The following is a 20,650-nucleotide window of genomic DNA, read 5'->3' as shown; positions in this document are numbered from 1 at the left end:
GCGTCACCAGGCATTTTCCGCGTCCCGGGGCGGGCTGGGCGTCGCGGGGCTCAAGGCTCGCGGTGCACGTCTTCCGGCGCCTTGTCGGGACGCCAGCCGCGCCACACGGGATGGCGCATTCTGCTGGAGCTGGTCCAATCGCCGAAAGTCACTTCACCTACAAGCTCCGGAGCTACCCAATGGGCAGTCGCTGCGTCTTCGGACGGAATGTCGTGGAAAGGTGAATCCGGGCGCTCAAGGTCTTTCAAACGCTGCAGGATGTCCCGCAATTGCCAGTCCTTGAACCCGGTTCCCACGCGGCCCGCATACCGCAGCTTGTCGCCGTCGGGAATTCCCACCAGCAGCGCGCCGATGGTCCCTTGCCGCTCACCTGAGCCGGGCCTCCACCCACCTATCACCACTTCCTGCATGCGTTCCAGCTTGAGCTTGATCCAGGACCTGCTTCGTCGCCCCGGCAGGTAGCGGCTGTCCGCGCGCTTCGCCATGACCCCTTCCAAGCCAAGCTCCGATGCGCTGGCCAGGAGGTCGTCGAGGTCATGCTCCAGTACCTCGGACAGGTGGATCGGCGAGCCTTTCACCGTGTGCCTGGCATGGAACGCCGCCAAGCGTTCCCGGCGTTCGCGGAGCGGCAACGGGACGAGGTTGGCGCCGCCGTCGGAACCCGCGTCCCACAGGAGATCGAACACCATGAGCTGCACCGGCACCGCGGCACGCGCCCTTTCGACGTCTCCCGGTTTGAAGAGGTTCATGCGCTTTTGGAGGAGCTCGAAACTGGGCCGCCCGTTCTTGCCCAATGCGACGATTTCGCCGTCGGCCACGAAATCGTTGTCCGGCCAATAGTGCGGATCCGCGAGTTCGGGATACGTTGCCGTCATGTCGTTGCCCGCCCTGCTGGTGAGGCGGATCTTGCCGTTCGAGCGCGTCACGATGGCCCGGAAGCCGTCCCATTTGAGTTCGAACAGCCATTCCCCGGCGGCGACATCGCCGGCGGTTCCGGCTGTGGCGAGCATCGGAGGGTAGTCCGGGACAGGGCCGGCCGCGGATTCCCCGCCGCCCGGCGCTTCCGGCAAGATCACTTTGTGGTGCCCCGGGCTGTCCTTCATCAAATGGATGAGCCACTGCGACGGCGATTCCCCCGTGTGGATGAGAGCGAACCGCCGCGTCCCGTGCAGGCCGCCCCCGGGTTTGCCGGTGAGGGTTGCAATCACTTCCTTGCCGTCGCGCCATTTTTCGCACTCGAACTCGCCGCTGTCCCAAATGCTGACGGTCCCGGCGCCGTATTCGCCCTTCGGAATGATGCCCGTGAACTGGGCATATTCCATGGGATGGTCTTCGGTCTGCACTGCCAGATGATTTTTGGCAGGCGTGTCCGGCACTCCGCGGGGCAACGCCCACGACGCCAGCACGCCGTTGTGCTCCAGCCGGAAATCCAGGTGGAACCGCCGGGCATGGTGTTCTTGGATGACGAATATTCCGCCGGGCGGGTGCGGTTCCGCGTCTTCCTGCGGGGCCCGGGATCGTCGGTGGTGCTCGACGGCGGGAAACGGTTCCGGTGTCCGGTTCGGGTCGCGCTTGTCCACGTATTTGGCGAGCCGTGGGTTGAGGGGGTTGCGTTCGACGGCGGTGCCCCCGACGGCGGTTACCCCCGCCGCTCGGTGCAGGTCCCGCGCGCCCCGCGAGCCGCCGTCGTCGTTCTCGTCCCGGATGCTGGGGTGCGCGGGCGCCTGCCCGGATCTCGCCGCTGCCACGGCGGCAAAGGGGTCCTTCCCCTCCTTCACGCGCTTCATGACCGCTGTGAAGTCCAAGTGTTCAAGGTCCGGCGACACCAGTTCCCGCCACGTCCTGGGGGCCGCGACCATGGGGTGGGCGCGGCCGCGGAGCGAGTACGGAACGATTGTTGTCTTGTTTCCGCTGTTTTGGCTCCAATCCACCAGGACCTTGCCCTTGCGTAGGGTCTTCTTCATGTCGCTGACAATGAGATCCGGATGGTCGGCTTCGAGGGACCGGGCCAGTTCGTGGGCGAACGCGGAGACCTGTTCCCATTTGCCCGTGCCGTCGAGTCCTGCGTAGAGGTGGATGCCCTTGCTGCCGCTCGTCACCGGTACCGGGTCGAGCCCGATGTCCTGCAGGATGCTGCGCGCCAGTTTGGCAACTTCCACGCACTCGGGAAGGCCTGTGCCCGGGCCGGGGTCGAGGTCCAGGACAAGGCGGTCGGGCGGAAGCATGGTCCCGTCGGCGTCCACTTGCCACTGTGGCACGTGGATTTCCAGGGCCGCGATCTGCGCCAGCCACGTGAGCGTCGCGAGGTTGTTCACCAGCGGATACACGTTGCTGTGGTCACTGTGCTGGATGGTGACGCGCTGAACCCAGGATGGCGCGGAGTTGTCGAGGTTCTTTTGGAAGAACATCTGGCCAGGATCGGACGGGGTTCCGACGCCGTGGACCCAGCGCTTGCGGGTGGCGGGCCTGTCCGCCGCGGCGGGAATCAGGAACGGCGCCACCGTGGCGTAGTACTCGAGCACTTCGGCCTTCGTTGTGCCCGTCTCCGGGTACAGGATTTTGCCCAAGTTGGTGAGGGTCAGTTGATGCCCTTCAACGTTGACGCGCTCCTTGTGGCTGGTTGCCACCTCTTCACCTCCGCCTTGATGTGATGTTCACTTAGTGCATGAGGGCCATATGGAAGGGTTCTATCGCGTTCGGGCTGGTCAACGTCCCGGTCAAGCTTTACAGCGCAACCGAGGACCACGATGTCAGTCTCCACCAAGTGCATAACAAGGATGGAGGCCGCATTCGTTACCAACGCAAATGCGAAATCTGCTCCGCTGTTGTGGATTACGAGGATATCGACAAGGCCTACGAAGAGGAAGGCCGGACCGTGGTGCTCTCCACGGAGGACTTGAAGTCCCTCCCGGCCGAGAGCAGCCGCGAAATCGAGGTGGTGGAGTTCGTCCCGGCCGAGCAACTGGACCCCATCATGTACGAGAAGCCGTACTACCTCGAGCCGGACTCGAAATCGCCGAAGGCCTACATGCTCCTCCTGCGGACCCTCCAGGACACCGAACGCGTGGCTATAGTGCAGTACGCCCTCCGGCAAAAGACCCGCCTTGGCGCCCTGCGGGTGCGCGGCGATGTGCTGATGCTGCAATCGTTGCTGTGGGACGACGAGGTCCGCGAAGCCAACTTCCCGTCCCTGGAGACTGACGTCAAGATCTCGGAGAAGGAACTCGAGATGTCCTCGGCCTTGGTGGATTCCATGGCGCGCGACTTCGAGCCCGAGGAGTACACCGACAACTACCAGGTCCAACTTCGCCAACTCATCGCAGCCAAGTTCGAAAAGGGCGACTCCATCGACACTGAGGAAACCTTCGGTGTCACCGCGGGCGAAGGAGAGGGCGGCGAAGTCATCGACCTCATGGAGGCCCTCAAGCGGAGCCTTGAAAAGAAGCGGGGCAAGTCGTCCGGTTCTTCGTCCGGGGAAGTCGATGAAGAGTCCGAGGCCGGTGCGGACGCTGGTGCGGTTGCGGGCGCCGGTGCCGGTGCGGGGGCCAGCCGAGGGGCGGGGAGGCCGCGGGCGCGGGCTAAGAAAGCCTGACGGGGTTTTGCGGAGCATGCTCCCCGCTCGCGGCGAAGAGTGGACATGCTCCTCGGTTTCGACGGGACATGCTCTTCGCTTGCAGCGAGGAGTGAGCATATTCCGAATATGTCCACTCCTGGGGTCAAGCGCGGCGCATGTCCAATGGGAGGGGCCCACACGCGGGGTGGATTTCACCGATGGACATGTCCCTCTTGGCCGGGATCTTCGGGTTCGCCGACCCAGACCGCCCGCGACTAATCCAGAAGCCAGTGCCTCAGTGGTTCCTCAGGGCCGAGATGAGCTCGGACTTTCTCTTGTCGGAGCAACCAGTGAGGCCCAATTCCTTGGCCCGGGATTTCAATTCGGGCACGGTCCAATACTCGTAGTCTCCGGATTCTCCCCCTCGCCGGCCTATTTCCTTCCGGCCCTCCTTGGCTGCGGCATTCGAGATTCTGGCGGCCTTCTCTTTGGAGGCACCGTCCTCCCTGAGGGATTCGTAGAGCTCAGGATCCTTCAAGCTCGGGGTCTTTTTGTTCGGCATGTTTTCCTCCTTTGCCGTGATTTACAGCGGCGTGCCAGGCGGGCCGCCCCCAAACTGCCAAGGCCCGGACACCGTTACGACGGAATCTCCATCCGGAATCCACAACTGCATTGCAGGACCTTGGTTGCCAGGTAGACATCGAGCAGGTTGACTGAGGGGTCTTCTGTGGAAATGGGGTCGTAGATGCTGTGGAAGCCGGTTGCCGATATTTTCATTGGTTCGCCGCAGTGGATGTATTCCCCGCCAAATTGCAGCACTCCCGAAGCGGTAGCACCCTGTTGGTTCAGGATTGCCGCTACGTCGTGGAAAGCTGCCGTGTGGGCGTAGAAGGTGTCGCATTCAACGCAGGTGTACGCGATGTCCACCAGGTCATTGACCGGAGGTTTGAGGGGCTCGATGGAATCCAGGACCAAGTGCTCGCTGGTTCCGCATGTGCTGCACCAAACTCGTTCCCCCCGAGGCGGCGGTGCTCCTTGGGGGACAATCGGATCAGAGATAGTCGGCATTGACTGTGCTCCTAGGAACTGCAAAATTTTTGGGTCGAAAATGCGGCCCCCGCCTAGCGCAGAGGCCGCATTCCGTTTCGTTAGTCCTTCTTGAAAGCGTCTTTTACTTTCTCGCCGGCCTGCTTCAAGTCGCTCTTGGCCTGGTCCATCTTGCCTTCGGCCTCCAGGCTTTTGTCATCCGTGAGCTTTCCGGCTGTTTCCTTGGACTTGCCAGCTACCTTCTCGCCGGCATTGCGGATCTTGTCATCTGCACCCATGGAAGTACTCCTTTGCTGGTGATGGGCCTACAGACCTCGCCAGACTGCCTAACGCCAGTTGGCGCGGTCGGGTTGTTCGAGCTTGCGGACGCCCGCTATATGTGGGACCTGCGGCCGCTCATGAAGCTGAGGAGCCAGCCGATCGCCGCGACGATCAAGAGCACCACGCCGACCCAAAGGAGCCAGCTAACAGCCTGCGAGAAACCGCCAACGAGCAGGAGGACGATTGCCACAACGCCCGCGATGATCAGAAGAGTGTTCACTGTGACACATTCCTTACTTCAGCGGGGCCAGCGCCTGTTGCCTAGCCCCTCGAGATGTATTCGATTGCCAGTTCAGTTTCGAACCGTGATACTCACCAGGTTCCTTTACCCCAGACGAGGTCTTGGTGTCGCGGACCCCGTTCCCGGGTTATCCGGTCCCGAGGTGCCGCGATATCCTTATCCTACTACTAAGCACACTTAGTAAATCAAGAGGTAAGCGCACTTAGGAAGTTGTTGGGCATAGTCTTAGGGTGGTTTGAGGGGCAGATTCGTGGCCTGGAAGGCGACCGCCGAATGTGTCCGAAGCACCGTCAGAACACCGTCCAGAAGGGGAAACCATGAAGGCATCGCAAACTCTGGCAGACAATCTTCAATTGGTCCTGACCGACCTTATCGAGCTCCAGCTACAGGGTAAGCAGGCCCACTGGAACATCGTGGGAGCCAACTTCAGGGACCTGCACCTCCAGCTCGACGAGCTTGTGGAAGCGACCCGGCTGTTCGGTGATTCCACGGCGGAAAGAATGCGCTCGCTCCATGCCCTGCCGGATGGGCGCAGCGCAACGATTGCCGGTTCAACCCGGCTTGAACAGTTCCCAGCGGGCCTCACTACGACGAAGGACGCGGTCAAGCTGATCACGGCCCGTGTCGAGCGGACAGTGCAGACTATGCGCGACGTCCACGACCAAGTTGATGAGGAAGACCCCACATCGGCGGACCTCCTGCACGAGATGATCGCCCGCTTGGAACAACTGGCATGGATGATCAGCGCTGAGACCATGACGGCGAACACCTCCGTCACCGATCCTGGGGAAGCCTGAGTCCGCGGCGCCCGAAAAGTAGTTCCGCGGACTCGCAGCGTGGCCCGGCTCCGGCGCAGTCGGCCGGGAACCCCCGGCATATCCCGGCGACGGTCCGGACGCGGCTTCAGTTATTACCGTCCGGACGGCTCCCTGGTTTCCGGCGCGGAGCGCAAGCGCCTCGACGCGCTCGCCATCCCGCCCGCGTGGTCCGAGGTCTGGATATGCCCGTTCGATAACGGGCATATCCAAGCCATGGGAGTGGACGACGCCGGGCGGAGCCAATACATCTACCATCCGGAATGGCGCGCGCGGCAGGACAAGGAAAAGTTTGCGCGGGCCGCACGGCTCGGCGTCGTCTTGCCGAATGCGCGTCGCCTGGTCTCGCGCGACCTTCGGGGTTCGGATTCGCCGAAAACCCGTACCCTTGCCGCAGCTGTGCGGCTCATGGACCTGGGCGCGCTACGGGTAGGTTCCGAGGGCTATGCACGCCGCAATGGCTCGTACGGCCTGACCACTTTGCGATGCAGGCATGTCACGGTCAGCGGCGACGCCGTGCATCTGCGGTTTCGCGGGAAAAGCGGCCTCGACTGGGAATCGACCGTGGAAGACGCAGAATTGGCACGCTTCCTCGAGCCGTTGGCGGACCATCCCGGAAAAGAGCCGTTGTTGACCTATGAGGACGGACCCGAACGTAGTTCTTTGAACGCCTCGATGGTCAATGAGTATTTGCGCCGCATTACGGGCGGGGATTTCACGGCCAAGGACTTTCGCACCTGGAAAGGCACAGCGACCGCGGGAGTGGCCCTGATCGGCAGCTCCGAACTGCCTCCGCGCAAGCGGATCGTCGAAGCCATCAAGCAGGCTTCGGAGTTGCTCGGAAACACGCCAACGATTGCAAGGACCTCCTACGTCGACCCGCGCATCGTCGATGGTTTCCTTGCCGGCGACCTCGAAGACCTCAAGGCGAGGGAGTCCGACGTCGTAAATTATTTGACCTCCACATGAGCATGCCCCCCGCTCGCTGCAAGGAGTGGACATAAACGGATTATGTCCACTCCTCGGCGCTAAGGGAGGGCATGCTCGGTGGGTGGGCTACTCGGCGTCGTGGTCCGTTTCGAGGATCTTGACGAGCTTGTCGAGCGCTTCGTCGGCGCCGGCACCTTCGGCGCGCAGGACCACGACATCGCCGAAGGATGCTCCGAGGCTCATGAGGGACAGGATGCTGGATGCGTCCATGGCGTCGTCGGCGGGTTCGCCAGCTTTGGCGATGGTGACCTCGAGGTCGAGATCGCCGGCGGCCTCGGCGAAGATGGCTGCGGGACGGGCGTGCAGGCCGACGCGGCTGGCGATGGTGGCGGTACGTTCGGACATTGTTGCTCCTTCGTTTGTGGACTTGAGGAAAGTCTAAAGACCCAACTCAACCAGAATAGGGAGTTGGGCGCGGACTGTCTGGCGTGCCGCTGAAGCACTTGGCGCGGCCAGCGCGGCCACTGCGAGGTTCCGCGCTTGTTCAACGGTTACGGTGGCCAGCACCGTTGAAACGGCAGCCAGCGCGCGGGCGCTCATCGAGAGCGTCGCGACGCCGAGTCCAACGAGTACGACGGCGAGAGCCGGGTCCGCGGCTGCCTCACCGCAGACGCCCACGGGCTTGGTGGCGGCAGCGGCCGTGCCCGCGAGCACTGTGCTGGCGGCAGCAGCGCCGTCGACGGTCAACTTCACGAGTTGCAGCACGGCCGGTTGCCAGGGGTCGTTGAGGCTCGCGAGCGGGCCGAGCTGGCGGTCGGCCGCCATGGCGTATTGGGTGAGGTCGTTGGTTCCAAGCGATGCGAAGCTGACTTCGCGCAGCACCGTGGACGCCGTCAGCGCTGCAGAAGGGACCTCCACCATGACGCCCGGGGTCCGCAAGCCGGCTGCCGAGCAAAGGGATGCGAAGCGTGCGGCCTCATCGGCGGTGGAAATCATGGGAGCCATGACCCAGACCTCGGCCTGGTGGGCGGCTTCTGCCGCCGCGATCGCTTCGAGTTGGCGTTCGAGGACTCCGGGCGACGTGAGGTCGGTGCGATAGCCGCGGACACCGAGTGCGGGGTTGGGTTCGTCCGCGTTTGTGAGGAACGGAAGGGGCTTGTCCGCGCCAGCGTCGAGGGTCCGGACCACAACCTTCTTGCCCGGGAACGCCGCGAACACCGCGCCATAGGCGGCGATCTGTTCCTCAACGGAGGGTTCGTCGTCGCGATCCAGGAAGCAGAATTCCGTGCGCAACAGGCCGACGCCTTCAGCGCCGGCGTCGGCGGCTTTGACCGCATCCGCGCCCGTGCCGACGTTGGCGAGCAGGGGCACGCGGAAGCCGTCGGCCAAAGCGTTGTTTCCGCTGAACGCGGCGAGTGTGGACGCCTGGGTGGCCCAGGCTTTGGCGGCGAGGCGAAGGTCCTCGCCCGGCTCGGTGGTGATGGTCCCGGCGGCGCCGTCGAGGTAGATCTCTGTGCCGTCGTCGAGCCCGTCAACGCCGGGAGCCGCGACGATCGCGGGCAGGCCCAGGGCCCTGGCCAGGATCGCCGTGTGGGATTGCGGGCCGCCGCTGGAGGTGATCAGGGCGATGACCTTGGTGGGGTCCAGGGTGGCGGTGTCAGCGGGGGCGAGGTCCTCGGCGGCCAGGATGAACGGAACGTCCGACGCCGGGATGCCCGGCGCGGGCAGTCCGCGCAGTTCCGAGACGATCCGGGCGCGGACGTCCAGGACATCCGCGACCCGTTCGGCCATATAGCCGCCGAGGGCTTTCAAGGATTCGGCAACCGTGGCTGCTGCTTCCCAGACGGCCCGTTCGGCGGTACGTGCGCCGCCCGGGGCTTCGGGGGAGAGGAGCCTGATGGCCGACTTCACCAACATGGGATCGGCGGCCATCAGGGCTGTTGCTTCCAAGACCTCTTTGCCTTCGCCGGACGCTCCGATGGCTCGGGCACGGAGTTCCGCCTGCACGGCCTTGGCGGCATCCTTGATGCGCCGGCCTTGCGATTCGACGGTGACGTCCGCAGGAATATCGGCTGCCCCGGGCGCGTGCGGGGCGGGCTCCTGGACCGGCTTGGGCATTTGCCGTACCGGACCCAGGACGCGCCCGGGGGCTACGCCTACACCTGAAAAGGTCTGCATGGATGTGGTCCTCTAACTAGCTGGTTGGCAGTGGTCAGGCCGCGACGGGAACGCGGACCTGCTCGGCCTCTACGGGCTTCCGGACGGCCCAGCGCTTGAGCGCGAGCAGCACCAGGGCGGTAACCGCGGAACCGATCACGATCGAAACGATGAACATCGTGATGTTTCCAATCGCGAAGAAGACGAAGATGCCGCCGTGCGGTGCCTGGGAAGTCACGCCGCTGGCCATGCAGAGTGCGCCGGTGATCGCGCCGCCCAGCATGCTGGAGGGGATGACGCGGAACGGGTCTGCGGCAGCGAACGGGATGGCGCCTTCGGAGATGAAGGAAGCACCGAGCAGCCAGGCGGCCTTGCCGTTTTCGCGCTCAGCCAGGCTGAAGCCCTTCTTGTTGATGGTGGTAGCCAGAGCCATGGCGAGCGGGGGAACCATGCCGGCGGCCATGACCGCGGCCATGATCTGCAACGGAGCCGGGTTGGCGAGGCTGCCCGCGCCGAGGCCGGCGACGGCGAAGGAGTAGGCAACCTTGTTGACGGGACCACCGAGGTCGAAGCACATCATGAGGCCAAGGATGATGCCGAGGACAATCGCAGATGCGCCGGTCATGCCGGTCAGCCAGGTGTTGAGCTGGGTGGTCACCCAGGCAATGGGACCGCCGAGGACCAGGAACATGAGGCCGGAGGCGACAATCGAAGCCAGGAGCGGGATGATCACGACCGGCATGAGGCCACGGAGCCACCGCGGGACGTTGAAGGTGCCGATCCAGTGGGCCGTCAGGCCGGCGAGCAGGCCACCTACGAGGCCACCGAGGAAGCCTGCGCCCATGAAGCCGGACACCGCACCGGCAACGAAGCCGGGGGCAATGCCGGGACGGTCCGCGATGCCGTAGGCGATATAGCCAGCCAGCGCCGGGACGAGGAAGCCGAGGGAAAGCCCGCCGATCTTGAAGGCAACCGTGCCCAAGTACAGGGCGAGGTTACCGTCGGGAAGGTTGAGCAGGGTGTTGTGGGCCAGGATGTCGTTGGCCTTGGTTCCGAGGGCAATGTCGTACCCGGCGAGCAGGAAGCCCAAAGCAATGAGCAGGCCGCCACCGGCGACGAACGGGATCATGTAGCTGACGCCCGTTAGCAGGACCTTCTTGACCTTGGTGCCGAGGTGCTCGCTCGCGGCCTCGGACGCTTGCTCGGCGCGCTCTTCGGCGCCGAAGTGCGGCACGCGGTGGGCGTGCGGGTCGGTGGAGGCAGCGATGGCCTCCTGGACCATCTTGGCCGGTTCGTCGATGCCGCGCTTGACGGGTGCATTGATGACGGGCTTGCCGGCGAAACGCTCCTTGCCGCGCACATCCACGTCCACTGCGAAGATCACGGCGTCGGCGGCGGCAATGACGGCCGGGTCAAGGGCAGTGAATCCGCCCGAGCCCTGGGTTTCCACCTGTAGGTCGACGCCGGCTTCCTTGCCGGCTGCCACGAGGGAGTCGGCTGCCATGTAGGTGTGGGCGATGCCGGTGGGGCAGGCCGTGACGGCGACGATCCGCTTGGGGGCGGAGGCTGATGCGGCGGCGGCCGGCGTGGGAACAGCGGCCTCGGAAGCAGCTGCGGCAGGCTTGTCGGCAAGGGCGCCTTCGACCAATTCCACGATGTCTTGAGGCGTCGCGGCCGCACGGAGTCCAGCGGTGAAGTCCTTCTTGATGAGGGAACGGGCCAGCTTGGCGAGCAGCTTCAGGTGCTCCTGGTCAGCGCCCGCCGGGGCGGCGATGAAGAAGATGATGTCCGCGGGACCATCCTTCGCGCCGAAGTCCACCTTGTGCGAAAGACGGGCCATCGCGAGGGTTGCTTCGGTCACGGCTTCGGAGCGGCAGTGCGGAATCGCGATTCCGCCGGGGACGCCCGTTGCGGTCTTCTGCTCGCGGGCGAAGGCGTCGGCGAAGAGCCCTTCAACCTCGGTGGCGCGTCCCTCGGCGGCAACTTTGCCCGCCAGGAAGCGGATGACATCGGCAGGAGCATCGCCGAGGTTCTGGTCGAGGGTGACCAGTTGGGGGGTGATGAGCTGGGTCACTGTTAGTCCTTCTGAAGGGCCGTGATGGTTACGGCGTCGGGAGTTGTTTGGTGGACTGCCGGGACAGTGGAGCCCGGCAGCGAGGCAGCAGCGGCACCATGTGCCACAGCCTGACGAAGGCAGTCCTGCGCGGATCCGCCACGGGTGGCGGCCAGCAGATAGCCGGCAAGGGACGAGTCGCCCGCACCAACGGTGCTGACGGCTTGGATCGGCGGATGGGTGGCGAGCCACGCACCGTCGGCGGTTACCAGGACTGCGCCTTTGGAACCGAGTGTTGCGAGTACTGCTCCCACACCGCTTTCGACGACGGCGGCAGCGGCCTTGGCGGCCAGGCCCGGGTCTGCTTCCAGTTCGTCAGCCGTGTGGACGTTTGCGAAGCCCGCTGCGGCGGCCAGTTCGGCCAGTTCCTCAGCGTTGGGCTTCAGGAGATCGGGCTTCCCGCTGGTCTCTCCGTCGGCGTTACCGCCGATGGAGGCTGCCAGCGGGGCACCCGAGGAATCGATCGCGATCAGGGGAGCTCCGCCGTCGTTCGCTGGGTTGTCCACAGAACGGAGGCGCCGGGCCACGGTGGCGTAAAAGTCCGCGGGCACCCCGGGCGGGAGCGAACCGGCGAGTACCACCCAGCTCGCACCACGGGAGCGTTCCAGCAGGAGCCCGATCAGGGCTTCCTGCTCGTCCGGGCTCAGCTCCGGACCGGGTTCGTTGATCTTTGTGGTGACGCCGTCCGGCTCGGTGAGCGTGACGTTGCTGCGCAGCGGCTCACTGATCGGCAAAGCGGCGTAGGGGACGCCGTCGGCGAGCAGTCCGGCGAGGACGGGATCGGAATCCCCGCCCGGCAGGACCGCGACGGTGTCCAGGCCCGACGCGACAAGCGCGCGGGAGACATTGACGCCTTTGCCACCTGAGTGCTGGTGGACGGCGACGGCGCGCTGCACCTCGCCGCGGGCCAAGGCGCCAGGGAGCTCCACAGTCCGGTCAAGGCTGGGGTTGGCAGTCAGGGTGACGATCATGCGACCACCACGTCGACGCCAGCCTCGGCCAGGGCGGCCGAGAGCTCTTCGGATGGTTCGTGGTCAGTAATCACGGTGTCCACATCTTTCAGGGCGGCGAACTGGACGAGGGTTTCGGCGTCCAGCTTGGAGGAGTCCGCGAGGACGACGACGCGCCGTGCGGACGTGACGAAGGCGGCCTTGACGGCGGCTTCTTCGGGATCAGGGGTGCTGAGACCGAACGTGGCATGGATTCCGTTGGCGCCGACGAACGCGATGTCCGGCCGGAGCCGGGACGCGGCGTCGACGGTGGACTGTCCAACGGCGGCCTGCGTGAGTCCGCGGACACGGCCGCCGAGGATATGCAGGGCGATGTGCGGATGGCCCGTCAGCTGGCCGGCAATGGGAATGGCGTGCGTGATGACCACCAATTCCTCATGGGCAGGCTTTCCGTTGGCGGACACGTTGCTTTGGGTGCGCTGGCCGAGGAGGCGGGCCAGTGCCTCGGTGGTGGAACCGGCGTCGATCAGGATGCTGCCGGCGCGGTTTTCCGGGATGAGGGCAAGGGCGGCCTCGGCAATGCGGAGCTTTTCCGGCTGGCGCTGCACGGCACGTTCGACGACGCTTTCCTCGCGGGTGCTGAGTCGGTCCGACGGAACGGCTCCGCCGTGGACCCGACGGATGTTCCCCGCGGATTCAAGGACGGCGAGGTCGCGGCGGACGGTTTCCGTGGTGATGCTGAACCGGTCCGCGAGGTCCGTAACGCTGACGCGTCCGCGCTCGGCAACGAGCTCGGCGATCAGCTGTTGGCGCTCCTCGGCAAACACATACCCTCCATTGCGTACAAGCGATCTGGTACATCCGTGACAGTCATCACATGATGTGGAATTGCTTGACTCTATCTTTGTTCATGTTGCTCTGTCAATAGAAAACAACATAAACAAAGATTGAAGGGGGTGGTTTTGGGGTTGATGGGCGGGTGCATGTGGTTTTAGGTGGTTTTGGCTAGGTTTTCGGAGGAGCGCTAGAGGTGCTCGTGTGTCAGCGGGGCCGGTGCGCCCGCGCTGCCGCCTGCCGTGCTACGGCCACTCGATGCCGTGTGGCCGGGGAAGCTTTCGAGCCACCGGATAGTTGATCGGGAGGTTGTCCGGGTCCGGCGGGTCGGGCAAATCCAGCTTCCTCGCCGGGGAGTTTTCCCTCTGGTGCTTCTTCCTTCGCTCGTCGACTTCGTCGATTTCGCCGACGCCCGGCTCGGGGCGTTGCTCGGGGTCGGTATCGACGCCCTGCGAGTCCTCGCGGTTATCGTTCTCCTGGCTGTTTCTGCCGGACCCTGCACTTCCGTGTTTCATCATGCTTCTTTCTTCCCGTGGTTTCAGGCCCGGCTACGCAGGTATTTTCAGTTCGAAGCTGCAACGGCACCTCAAGGTCTTCACCACAAGAATTGCTCCCTGGGGTGAGCCGTCTGCTGATGGGTGGTCACCCTTCGGCATTTCGATTCGTTGGCGGGACCGCCCTACTTCCCTGAGGGGTTCGCTGCAGTGGAAGTAGTGGTTGCCGAACTGGAGGAGGCCATCCTGTATCCCCCGACGATTCAGGATGGCCCCCGCTTGCTGGACGGTGGCAGCGTGGCTGTAGGAGAACCCGCATGAGGCGCACCTGTAGAACACCGCCAGCAACTGGCCAGGCGTTGATGCCTGGCCAGGGATCTGGGATTGGATTGATTCAACGACGAGGTGTTCGTCCGTGCCGCAGGCGCCACACCATAGCGGGGATGCACCGGGGAGCCGTGGTTCCCGGGATCCCGATGATTGGGAAGTAGCCGACATCGGCTACTTCCGTGCCGGACTGGGATGGTTGCTCATGGGGGCAGCACTTTCACTCAAAGTGAATGGCGCCCGGCTGCTTGAGCGATCAGGCCGGTGATCGGGCCTGAGTCCGGTATCTGTACGGACTGTAGAAGAATTCTGCACCGCTCCACGGTGGTGCGCAAGAGTGGTCCACACTGTGTCCACGGAGTGGGCATTCAGCGGTCACTCCTTACGGATTGTTTCCGCCGTCGGCACTTTTACACCCCTAAACTGAGGCATGGATGAAATGGGTGCCGACGCCTCCGTGGCGGAGCAGCTCCAGGACTTGGTCATCGATAGCGACGACGTCAGCGGATTCCTCGAGGACCTGGCCGTCTTTACCGCCGCGTCAGTGTCCCAGGCCCGGAGTCAGGAAATCCTTTGCGGCATCACGCTGAGCCGGCGCAGGCGCTCCATGACGATAGCCGGGAGCAGCCGGGAGGCCCGGCTAGTCGACGAGGTGCAGCAGGCGTACGGCGACGGGCCCTGCCTGCAAGCGATGCGAACCGAGAAGACGATCCTGGTCCAGGACACCTCGGCGGATTCGCGTTGGGCCGAGTACTGCACCACCATTGCGGAGCGCGGCCATCTCGCTGTCTTATGTGTCCCGTTGGCGCTGGAAGACGGCGGCCATCAACCTTTTCGCGCCGCAGAGGGAAGCCTTTGACGAGGTGGCTGTCCGGAACTGCGAACAATTCGCCAGCCAGGCGGAAAAAGCCCTGCGGCTGGCTGTCCGGATCGGCGCCAGGCAGCAGTTGGTCGACGACCTTGAGCGCGCCATGCGTTCCCGCACTGCGATCGACCTCGCCACAGGAGTCATCATGGGCCAGAACCGGTGCAGCCAGGAGGAAGCGTTCAACATCCTGACGAGGGTTTCAAACGGCCGGAACCGGAAGCTGCGGGAGGTCGCCGAAGAGCTCCTATCGTCCCTGAACTCCGAAGCACCGGTCTCGCACTTCGAGCGGTAGCTGGTCCCTATTGCGCGACGCGGGTTTTGCTTGGTGACGCGGTGTGTGATTGTGGCCTAGCCGCGTTCGGCGATTTGCTTGACGCTCTTTACCAAGGAGTCCCACATGCCTTCTGCGTGCTTCGCTTCCTCGGGGCTGCCGTTCTTGTCCTGGGTGAGCGTCAGCCTGGTTTTGCCGTCTTGGGGCTCGAGTGTCCACGTGAGCGTGTGGTAGTTCTCGGGGATGTCGTCCTGGCCGGAGAGCGGGCTGAAATGGGTGTTCACCAGCCGCTTGCCCGGTTCGAATTCGAGGATGACGCCCTTGTCTTCGTAGTCCTTGCCTTCCCAAGTGCCACGCCAGGTGATCGGTCCGCCAATCGTCCAGTCTGTGGAAGCCTCGGTTCCGAACATGAAATCCTTGATCGCGGATGGATCCGTGAGCACGGTCCACACCCGTTCTGCGTCCGCGTCGATGTCAATGCTTGAACTTGCGATGAAGTTGCCCGTCATTGGTGCTCTCCTGCATGCGTTCGGCGTTGTGGGGCTCGAGCAACCGAGTCTACGCCCGCGGGCGGGGCTGTTGAGCGCGAGTTCGCCGGAACGTTGCGGAGTCGCCGGAGTCTTCCGACGATCCGGGCGCGTTCCGGCGATTTCGACGGCGACGCCGCCTACTATGCTTTGGCCCATGGAAACAGTCGTCTGGTCCAAGCCGGAGCATGAGCGCGCGGGGACGCCCCTGCTGGTCATGTTGCACGGGTATGGCACCGACGAGCTCCGCATGGTCAACCTGTTTCCTCAGATCCCCAAGGAATTCACGTGCGCCGCGGTCCGTGGCCCCATGCCCATAGGCGACCACTACGGCTGGTTCCTGCTGGACTACTTCCTTGCCAACGACTTTGCGGACGTCATCAGCACAACCAGCAAGGTGTTCGCGTGGATCGACTCCGTCAAGCACAACCACAGCAGCGTGAGCCTGCTTGGCTATTCGCAAGGGATGGCGATGGCGAGCACCTTGCTGCGGCTTCGGCCCGAGGGGTTCAGGGCGACCGTGGGCCTCTCCGGGTTCGTGTTGGAGAACGATCTCCTTTCCCTCAGTGAATCCTTCGATTCTCCGCCGCCCTTCTTTTGGGGGAGGGACAAAGGCGATCCCGTGATCTTCCGCGACGCGGTCCAGCACACTGAGGAGTGGCTCAACACGAACACGGCCCTCACCTCGCGAAGCTACCCGGGCATGGGCCACCGGATCGAAGCCCCGGAAATGGTGGATGTCAGCGCATTCCTGAGGTACTACGTCCTGCGCTAATGCGCTGTTCCTGTCACAATCGCGGGTGCCTGAATACAACTCTTGATTGCCAAAATTGTAAGCGCTTACACTCTTCTTCGGCGGTGCACGGAAATGCCGTCAAATCCAAGGAATGAAAGGGTTGAGGCCGTGTTGAATGGTTAAGTCTCATCGAGCGACAATCCAGGACGTCGCAGTCCTCTCGGGCTTGTCTATCTGCACGGTTTCCCGTGCCCTGCGGAACCTGCCGAATGTGTCCGAAAAGGCACAATCGAAGGTAATGGACGCCGCAGCGAAGCTCGGCTATAAAGCATCATCCGCGGCAGCCCGTTTGGCCGGCGGAAGCACCGGATCCATCGCCATCATCACCCCGACCGCAACAGCCTGGTACTTTGCCCAGGCCGTTGAAGCGGCCGAGGAAGTCTTCGGAGACAGCGGATTGGATACAGTTCTCATCAGCCTTCGCGGCAAAGCAAGCGTCAAGCAAAAGTTCTTCGGTGACTTGCTTGGCCTCTCGCAGCGCGTGGACGGCGTATTGCTCCTCAACGTTGATTTGAGCGATTCCGAGATCGCCCTTCTGGCCGCTTCCGGCCTGGCAGTCGCCAGCGTGGGGATGACGTCCGTACCGTGGGACAACGTAGGAATCGACGACGAAAACGCGGCCTGGGAGGCCACGTCACACCTTCTCGGCCTGGGACACTGGGATTTGGCAGTACTTTCAGGTGCCGAGAGCCACGAAAACTCCGTCATGAGCTCGAGCGAACGGCTCAAAGGCTTCAGCCGGGCATTGAAGGACCACGACCTCACCGTTCATCCAGACCTGATCATCAACTCCGGCTCCACCATCGACGGGGGCCGCAAAGCCATGAACGAACTCATTGCCCACCGCAGCCTCCCCACGGCCGTCTTCGCTTACTGCGATGAGGCCGCATTTGGGGCATTGATGGCCATGCGGGAACATGGATTGTCCGCGCCCAAGAGTGTCTCCGTGATCGGAATCGACGATCACCCCATGAGCTGGTTCATGGGGCTGAGCACGGTGGCGCAGCCGGTTGCGGACCAAGGTGCCTTTGCCGCCAATTTGCTGGTGGAAAGGCTCCAGAATGCCGACGCTCCCAACGATCCGTCCAACCATTTCCTCGACACCAAGCTCATCGAACGCAAAACCACACGCCGCCAGCGCTGAACGGACCCCCAACATGACTGATACCCGAGCTATCCAGAAGGGCGCCTGGACAGGCGCCGACGCGCTCCTCTTCGATCTCGACGGCGTGCTGACGCCCACCGCCGTCGTGCATGAACAAGCTTGGCAGGAACTCTTCGACGGGTACCTGGCCGAAGCCGGCCACCCCGAGCGCTACCAGGAGAGCGACTACTTCGACCACATCGACGGCAAGCCCCGTTTCGACGGCGTCCGCGACTTCCTGGGCTCGCGTGGCATCACGTTGCCGGAAGGCCCGACTGACGACGACCCCGCGAATTCCAGCGTGCAGGGCTTGGGGAACCGCAAGAACCGGATCTTCAACGAGATTGTGGATTCGCGCGGCGTCGAACCCTATCCCGGGTCCGTCCGCTTCATCCACGCGGCCTTGGAGCTGGGACTCAAGCTCGCCGTCGTCTCCTCCTCCCGTAACGCTCCCGCGGTACTCAAGGCGGCCGGACTGGACGGCTACTTCCCGGTGGTCGTCGACGGCCAGGTGGCTGCCGCCGTCGGGCTCCCCGGGAAGCCCGATCCCGCCACGTTCCGCTACGCCGCCGAGCTCCTGGACGTTCCCGCTGAAGGCTGCGTCGTCGTCGAAGACGCGGTGTCCGGTGTGCAGGCCGGCAGCGCCGGGAACTTCCGCGCCGTCATCGGCGTCAACCGCGGGGCAGGGCGCCAGACGCTGCTCGACGCCGGTGCGACCTTTGTGGTCGACGACCTCGACGACCTCCTCTAAACACACACCCGTTTCACACCTGGAAACAGAAGGACCCAACAGGCCATGGCACTCATCAGCTCCGACCGGCTGCGCTTCCCCTGCGAACCGTGGAAGCTCGTGGAGAGCATCCACGTACCCGGCGACGCCGGCACGCTCGAAACCCTTTTTAGCCTCGGCAACGGCCACTTGGGCATCCGCGGTGCCCATTGGGCGGGCGCGGACGCCGAACTTCCCGGCACGTTCATCAACGGATTCCACGAAACCTGGGACATCAAGCACGCAGAGAACGCCTATGGCTTCGCCCGCACGGGGCAGCGGATCGTTTACGTTCCGGATGCCAACAACTTCAACGTGGTGATCGACGGCGAGCAATTGAGCCTGACTGAATCCGCCGTGCTGAACTACCGCCGCAGCATCGACCTCGCCACCGGTGTGTACGAGTGCGCGATCACCTGGGAATGCCGCTCCGGTGCCACCGTCACCACGGTGGAGCGCCGCGCTGTCGGCATCCAATCCAGGGGTTCCTTGGGCATCGAATTGAGCCTCACCGCGGACCGCCTCGTGTCCGCGGACATCACCTCCTTGGTGGTCAACCGTCAGGACCAGCCTGTGGAGGACCACTCCGCGCACGATCCTCGCCGCTCCGGCCGCCACGCCGGCCGTGTCCTGGCCCCCTTGCACCTCCATGGCTCGGACGGCTCCCTGCGCCTTGCCTGGGAAACCGCCGAATCCCGGCAACGAATCGGCATGGCCGTGGACCACTGGATCTCAGCCGAAGGCCAGCCGTTCGAAACCGTGGTGGGGGAGGACGAGTCGACTGTCCGCTACGTCCTCGCCGTGAACGAGGGCGACGTTTTCCGGCTCGAGAAGACCGTCAGCTACGTCGTTAACACTGCCGACGCCGACGCCGCGGATCCGGGCGAGATCCTGGCCTCGGACGCTGAACTCGGGCTGGTGCCCTTCGCCGAAATCCTGGCCGAAAGCGCAAGGCACTACAGCGAGTACTGGTCGACGGCGGATATCACCATCGGCGGTCAGCCGGAACAGCAGCAGGCCGTGCGCTGGAGCCTGTTCCAGCTCGCCCAGGCGACGGCGCGCGCCGGCGTCGCGGGCATCCCCGCCAAGGGCGTGAGCGGTTCCGGCTACGAGGGCCACTACTTCTGGGACCAGGAGGTGTACCTGCTGCCATACCTCACCTACACCAACCCTGCAGCGGCCCGGCAGGTCCTCGAATCACGCCACGCCATGCTCCCCGACGCGCGGATCCGGGCCAAGGAGCTCAGCGTTGACGGGGCGCTGTTCCCGTGGCGGACGATCAACGGGCTTGAGGCCAGCGCCTACTACGCCGCCGGCACGGCCCAGTTCCACATCGCCGCCGCCATCTCGTTCGCTGCCAACCGCTACCAGTGGGCAAGCGGCGACGCCGGATTCGGCACGGAGGTCGGCGCGGACCTGTTGATTGAGACGGCCCGCATGTGGGCTTCCCTCGGTTTCTTCGGCAAGGACGGGATGTTCCACATCCACGGAGTCACCGGGCCTGACGAATACACGGCCGTGGTCAACGACAACCTCTACACAAACGTCATGGCCAGGTTCAACCTGCGTGCCGCGGCGGCCTTGGACCACCCGGGTGTCCAGGAAACCGAGCGGTTGGTGTGGCACCAGGCTGCGGAGCGCATGTCCCTTCCTTACGATCCGGACATGGACATCTACAGCCAGGACAACGACTTCATGACCTTGGAGCCGTGGGACTGGTCCACGCCGAAATCCAAGTACCCCCTGCTGTTGAACTTCCACCCGCTCGTGATCTACCGGCACCAGGTCCTCAAGCAAGCTGACACCGTGCTTGCGATGTTCCTGCAGTGGCAGGACTTCACGGCCGTGGAAAAGCAGCGCGCCTTCGACTTCTACGACCCCATCACTACCGGCGACTCAACGTTGTCAGCCTGCGTGCAGGGGATCATGGCTGCCGAGGTGGGGTACTCCGACGTCGCACTCAAGCACTTCACAGAGGCCCTGTTCATCGACCTCGACAACACCCACCAGAACACCGTGGACGGCGTGCACATCGCATCCACCGGAGGGATCTGGAGCTCCTTGGTGTGCGGTTTCGCGGGCATGCGCGACCAAGGCGAAGTCCTGCACTTCGATCCCAGGCTTCCGGTGGAATGGGACAGCCTGGCCTTCCGGCTCAAGGTCCGTGGCCGCGTGTTGTCCGTCGAGCTGCGCCAAGGAGCCATAGGCCTCGCGCTGGTCCCGTCTCCGTCAGCGGACACCACCCCGCTGGAGCTCAGCGTCCGCGGGCAAAGGCTCGTCATCGGCGTCGACACCACAACGGTGCAGCTCGAATCGGTACCGGTCCCGCCGCCGTCGGAATTCCCCAGCATGTTCCCGACGGCGGGCCTCCCCGTCATCGGCAACGCCCGGGTCTAAGTCCATCCGCTGCTGCGTAAGTGCCGTTATGAGCCTCCGAAACGGCACTTACGCTGGGCCCCCGCCGGCGAGGGCCCCGGCCTGAGCGTGCGAAGG

At 64.2% G+C, this 20,650-nt stretch carries 21 protein-coding genes; 9 read left to right on the top strand and 12 right to left on the bottom strand.

Features of this window, described 5'->3' with window-relative positions; translation table 11 throughout:
* Positions 1 to 50: 50 nt before the first annotated feature.
* A complete protein-coding gene (locus tag E1809_RS06670; RefSeq protein WP_133203438.1) occupies positions 51 to 2,627 on the bottom strand; it encodes an ATP-dependent DNA ligase in 2,577 nt (858 codons plus the stop codon).
* Between the two features lie 38 nt (positions 2,628 to 2,665).
* Here E1809_RS06670 and ku point away from each other — a divergent pair, with 38 nt between their 5' ends.
* Entirely contained in the window at positions 2,666 to 3,592 is a 927-nt protein-coding gene (gene ku / locus E1809_RS06665; RefSeq protein WP_133203437.1) for a non-homologous end joining protein Ku, read from the top strand.
* 256 nt (positions 3,593 to 3,848) lie between these two features.
* Here the strand turns inward: ku and E1809_RS06660 are convergent, their stop codons facing one another.
* The 4 genes from E1809_RS06660 to E1809_RS26590 form a co-directional block, all read right to left on the bottom strand.
* Entirely contained in the window at positions 3,849 to 4,115 is a 267-nt protein-coding gene (locus E1809_RS06660; RefSeq protein WP_133203436.1) for a DUF7218 family protein, read from the bottom strand.
* Positions 4,116 to 4,189: 74 nt separating this feature from the next.
* Entirely contained in the window at positions 4,190 to 4,621 is a 432-nt protein-coding gene (locus E1809_RS06655; protein ID WP_133203435.1) for a hypothetical protein, read from the bottom strand.
* 80 nt (positions 4,622 to 4,701) lie between these two features.
* Positions 4,702 to 4,878, bottom strand: a complete 177-nt coding sequence (locus E1809_RS06650; RefSeq protein ID WP_133203434.1) for a CsbD family protein — start codon at positions 4,876 to 4,878, stop codon at positions 4,702 to 4,704.
* A 95-nt stretch (positions 4,879 to 4,973) separates the two neighbouring features.
* On the bottom strand, positions 4,974 to 5,141 hold the full coding sequence (locus E1809_RS26590) for a DUF4175 domain-containing protein (RefSeq protein ID WP_165962229.1): 168 nt from the start codon (positions 5,139 to 5,141) through the stop codon (positions 4,974 to 4,976).
* 338 nt (positions 5,142 to 5,479) lie between these two features.
* On the opposite strand from E1809_RS26590, the gene E1809_RS06645 reads away from it, so the two are divergent.
* Together E1809_RS06645 and E1809_RS06640 are read left to right on the top strand one after the other, a co-directional pair.
* A complete protein-coding gene (locus E1809_RS06645; RefSeq protein WP_133203433.1) occupies positions 5,480 to 5,959 on the top strand; it encodes a Dps family protein in 480 nt (159 codons plus the stop codon).
* Between the two features lie 39 nt (positions 5,960 to 5,998).
* Positions 5,999 to 6,946: a DNA topoisomerase IB gene (locus E1809_RS06640; protein ID WP_133203432.1), complete on the top strand. Its 948-nt coding sequence runs from the start codon at positions 5,999 to 6,001 to the stop codon at positions 6,944 to 6,946.
* 87 nt (positions 6,947 to 7,033) lie between these two features.
* On the opposite strand, the gene E1809_RS06635 is transcribed toward E1809_RS06640, so the two are convergent.
* The 6 genes from E1809_RS06635 to E1809_RS06610 form a co-directional block, all read right to left on the bottom strand.
* Entirely contained in the window at positions 7,034 to 7,312 is a 279-nt protein-coding gene (locus tag E1809_RS06635) for an HPr family phosphocarrier protein (RefSeq protein ID WP_133203431.1), read from the bottom strand.
* A gap of 33 nt (positions 7,313 to 7,345) precedes the next feature.
* The gene (gene ptsP / locus E1809_RS06630; protein ID WP_133203430.1) at positions 7,346 to 9,085 is read right to left on the bottom strand and encodes a phosphoenolpyruvate--protein phosphotransferase; all 1,740 of its coding nucleotides are present in this window, start codon (positions 9,083 to 9,085) and stop codon (positions 7,346 to 7,348) included.
* A gap of 34 nt (positions 9,086 to 9,119) precedes the next feature.
* On the bottom strand, positions 9,120 to 11,138 hold the full coding sequence (locus E1809_RS06625; protein WP_133203429.1) for a PTS fructose transporter subunit IIABC: 2,019 nt from the start codon (positions 11,136 to 11,138) through the stop codon (positions 9,120 to 9,122).
* Between the two features lie 2 nt (positions 11,139 to 11,140).
* Positions 11,141 to 12,148 (bottom strand): 1-phosphofructokinase family hexose kinase, encoded by a 1,008-nt coding sequence (locus E1809_RS06620; RefSeq protein ID WP_133203428.1) that lies wholly within the window; start codon positions 12,146 to 12,148, stop codon positions 11,141 to 11,143.
* Complete coding sequence (locus tag E1809_RS06615) at positions 12,145 to 12,954, bottom strand: DeoR/GlpR family DNA-binding transcription regulator (RefSeq protein WP_133203427.1); 810 nt, start codon at positions 12,952 to 12,954, stop codon at positions 12,145 to 12,147. The genes E1809_RS06620 and E1809_RS06615 overlap by 4 nt, the downstream gene beginning before the upstream one ends.
* A gap of 252 nt (positions 12,955 to 13,206) precedes the next feature.
* Complete coding sequence (locus tag E1809_RS06610) at positions 13,207 to 13,479, bottom strand: hypothetical protein (protein ID WP_133203426.1); 273 nt, start codon at positions 13,477 to 13,479, stop codon at positions 13,207 to 13,209.
* Positions 13,480 to 14,212: 733 nt separating this feature from the next.
* Here E1809_RS06610 and E1809_RS27360 point away from each other — a divergent pair.
* Both E1809_RS27360 and E1809_RS27355 read left to right on the top strand, forming a co-directional pair.
* Complete coding sequence (locus E1809_RS27360; protein WP_235835485.1) at positions 14,213 to 14,641, top strand: GAF domain-containing protein; 429 nt, start codon at positions 14,213 to 14,215, stop codon at positions 14,639 to 14,641.
* A 4-nt stretch (positions 14,642 to 14,645) separates the two neighbouring features.
* Complete coding sequence (locus tag E1809_RS27355; protein ID WP_235835484.1) at positions 14,646 to 14,942, top strand: ANTAR domain-containing protein; 297 nt, start codon at positions 14,646 to 14,648, stop codon at positions 14,940 to 14,942.
* A 56-nt stretch (positions 14,943 to 14,998) separates the two neighbouring features.
* On the opposite strand, the gene E1809_RS06600 is transcribed toward E1809_RS27355, so the two are convergent.
* Complete coding sequence (locus tag E1809_RS06600; protein WP_235835483.1) at positions 14,999 to 15,607, bottom strand: SRPBCC family protein; 609 nt, start codon at positions 15,605 to 15,607, stop codon at positions 14,999 to 15,001.
* Here E1809_RS06600 and E1809_RS06595 point away from each other — a divergent pair.
* From E1809_RS06595 to E1809_RS06580, 4 genes are all read left to right on the top strand, one after another.
* Positions 15,606 to 16,223 carry an alpha/beta hydrolase gene (locus tag E1809_RS06595; protein WP_133203424.1) on the top strand — a complete coding sequence of 206 codons (618 nt, stop codon included), beginning with the start codon at positions 15,606 to 15,608 and terminating at the stop codon, positions 16,221 to 16,223. The two genes, E1809_RS06600 and E1809_RS06595, sit on opposite strands and share 2 nt — an antisense overlap.
* 136 nt (positions 16,224 to 16,359) lie before the next feature.
* Positions 16,360 to 17,388 carry a LacI family DNA-binding transcriptional regulator gene (locus tag E1809_RS06590; RefSeq protein ID WP_133203423.1) on the top strand — a complete coding sequence of 343 codons (1,029 nt, stop codon included), beginning with the start codon at positions 16,360 to 16,362 and terminating at the stop codon, positions 17,386 to 17,388.
* 13 nt (positions 17,389 to 17,401) lie between these two features.
* Positions 17,402 to 18,139, top strand: a complete 738-nt coding sequence (locus E1809_RS06585) for an HAD family hydrolase (RefSeq protein WP_133203422.1) — start codon at positions 17,402 to 17,404, stop codon at positions 18,137 to 18,139.
* Positions 18,140 to 18,184: 45 nt separating this feature from the next.
* Entirely contained in the window at positions 18,185 to 20,554 is a 2,370-nt protein-coding gene (locus tag E1809_RS06580; protein ID WP_133203421.1) for a glycoside hydrolase family 65 protein, read from the top strand.
* Positions 20,555 to 20,650: the final 96 nt, after the last annotated feature.

It is taken from the genome of Arthrobacter terricola (assembly GCF_004354015.1).
In the GTDB taxonomy this organism is placed as follows: Bacteria; Actinomycetota; Actinomycetes; order Actinomycetales; family Micrococcaceae; genus Arthrobacter; species Arthrobacter terricola.
This window is presented reverse-complemented; position numbering and strand designations above follow the sequence as displayed.

Coding starts and splice junctions, on each gene's coding strand:
- ku (WP_133203437.1), top strand. CDS start 2,666: ATGAGGGCCATATGGAAGGGTTCTATCGCGTTCGGGCTGGTCAACGTC.
- E1809_RS06660 (WP_133203436.1), bottom strand. CDS start 4,115: ATGCCGAACAAAAAGACCCCGAGCTTGAAGGATCCTGAGCTCTACGAA.
- E1809_RS06655 (WP_133203435.1), bottom strand. CDS start 4,621: ATGCCGACTATCTCTGATCCGATTGTCCCCCAAGGAGCACCGCCGCCT.
- E1809_RS06650 (WP_133203434.1), bottom strand. CDS start 4,878: ATGGGTGCAGATGACAAGATCCGCAATGCCGGCGAGAAGGTAGCTGGC.
- E1809_RS06645 (WP_133203433.1), top strand. CDS start 5,480: ATGAAGGCATCGCAAACTCTGGCAGACAATCTTCAATTGGTCCTGACC.
- E1809_RS06635 (WP_133203431.1), bottom strand. CDS start 7,312: ATGTCCGAACGTACCGCCACCATCGCCAGCCGCGTCGGCCTGCACGCC.
- ptsP (WP_133203430.1), bottom strand. CDS start 9,085: ATGCAGACCTTTTCAGGTGTAGGCGTAGCCCCCGGGCGCGTCCTGGGT.
- E1809_RS06620 (WP_133203428.1), bottom strand. CDS start 12,148: ATGATCGTCACCCTGACTGCCAACCCCAGCCTTGACCGGACTGTGGAG.
- E1809_RS06610 (WP_133203426.1), bottom strand. CDS start 13,479: ATGATGAAACACGGAAGTGCAGGGTCCGGCAGAAACAGCCAGGAGAAC.
- E1809_RS27360 (WP_235835485.1), top strand. CDS start 14,213: ATGGATGAAATGGGTGCCGACGCCTCCGTGGCGGAGCAGCTCCAGGAC.
- E1809_RS06595 (WP_133203424.1), top strand. CDS start 15,606: ATGGAAACAGTCGTCTGGTCCAAGCCGGAGCATGAGCGCGCGGGGACG.
- E1809_RS06600 (WP_235835483.1), bottom strand. CDS start 15,607: ATGGGCCAAAGCATAGTAGGCGGCGTCGCCGTCGAAATCGCCGGAACG.
- E1809_RS06590 (WP_133203423.1), top strand. CDS start 16,360: ATGGTTAAGTCTCATCGAGCGACAATCCAGGACGTCGCAGTCCTCTCG.
- E1809_RS06585 (WP_133203422.1), top strand. CDS start 17,402: ATGACTGATACCCGAGCTATCCAGAAGGGCGCCTGGACAGGCGCCGAC.
- E1809_RS06580 (WP_133203421.1), top strand. CDS start 18,185: ATGGCACTCATCAGCTCCGACCGGCTGCGCTTCCCCTGCGAACCGTGG.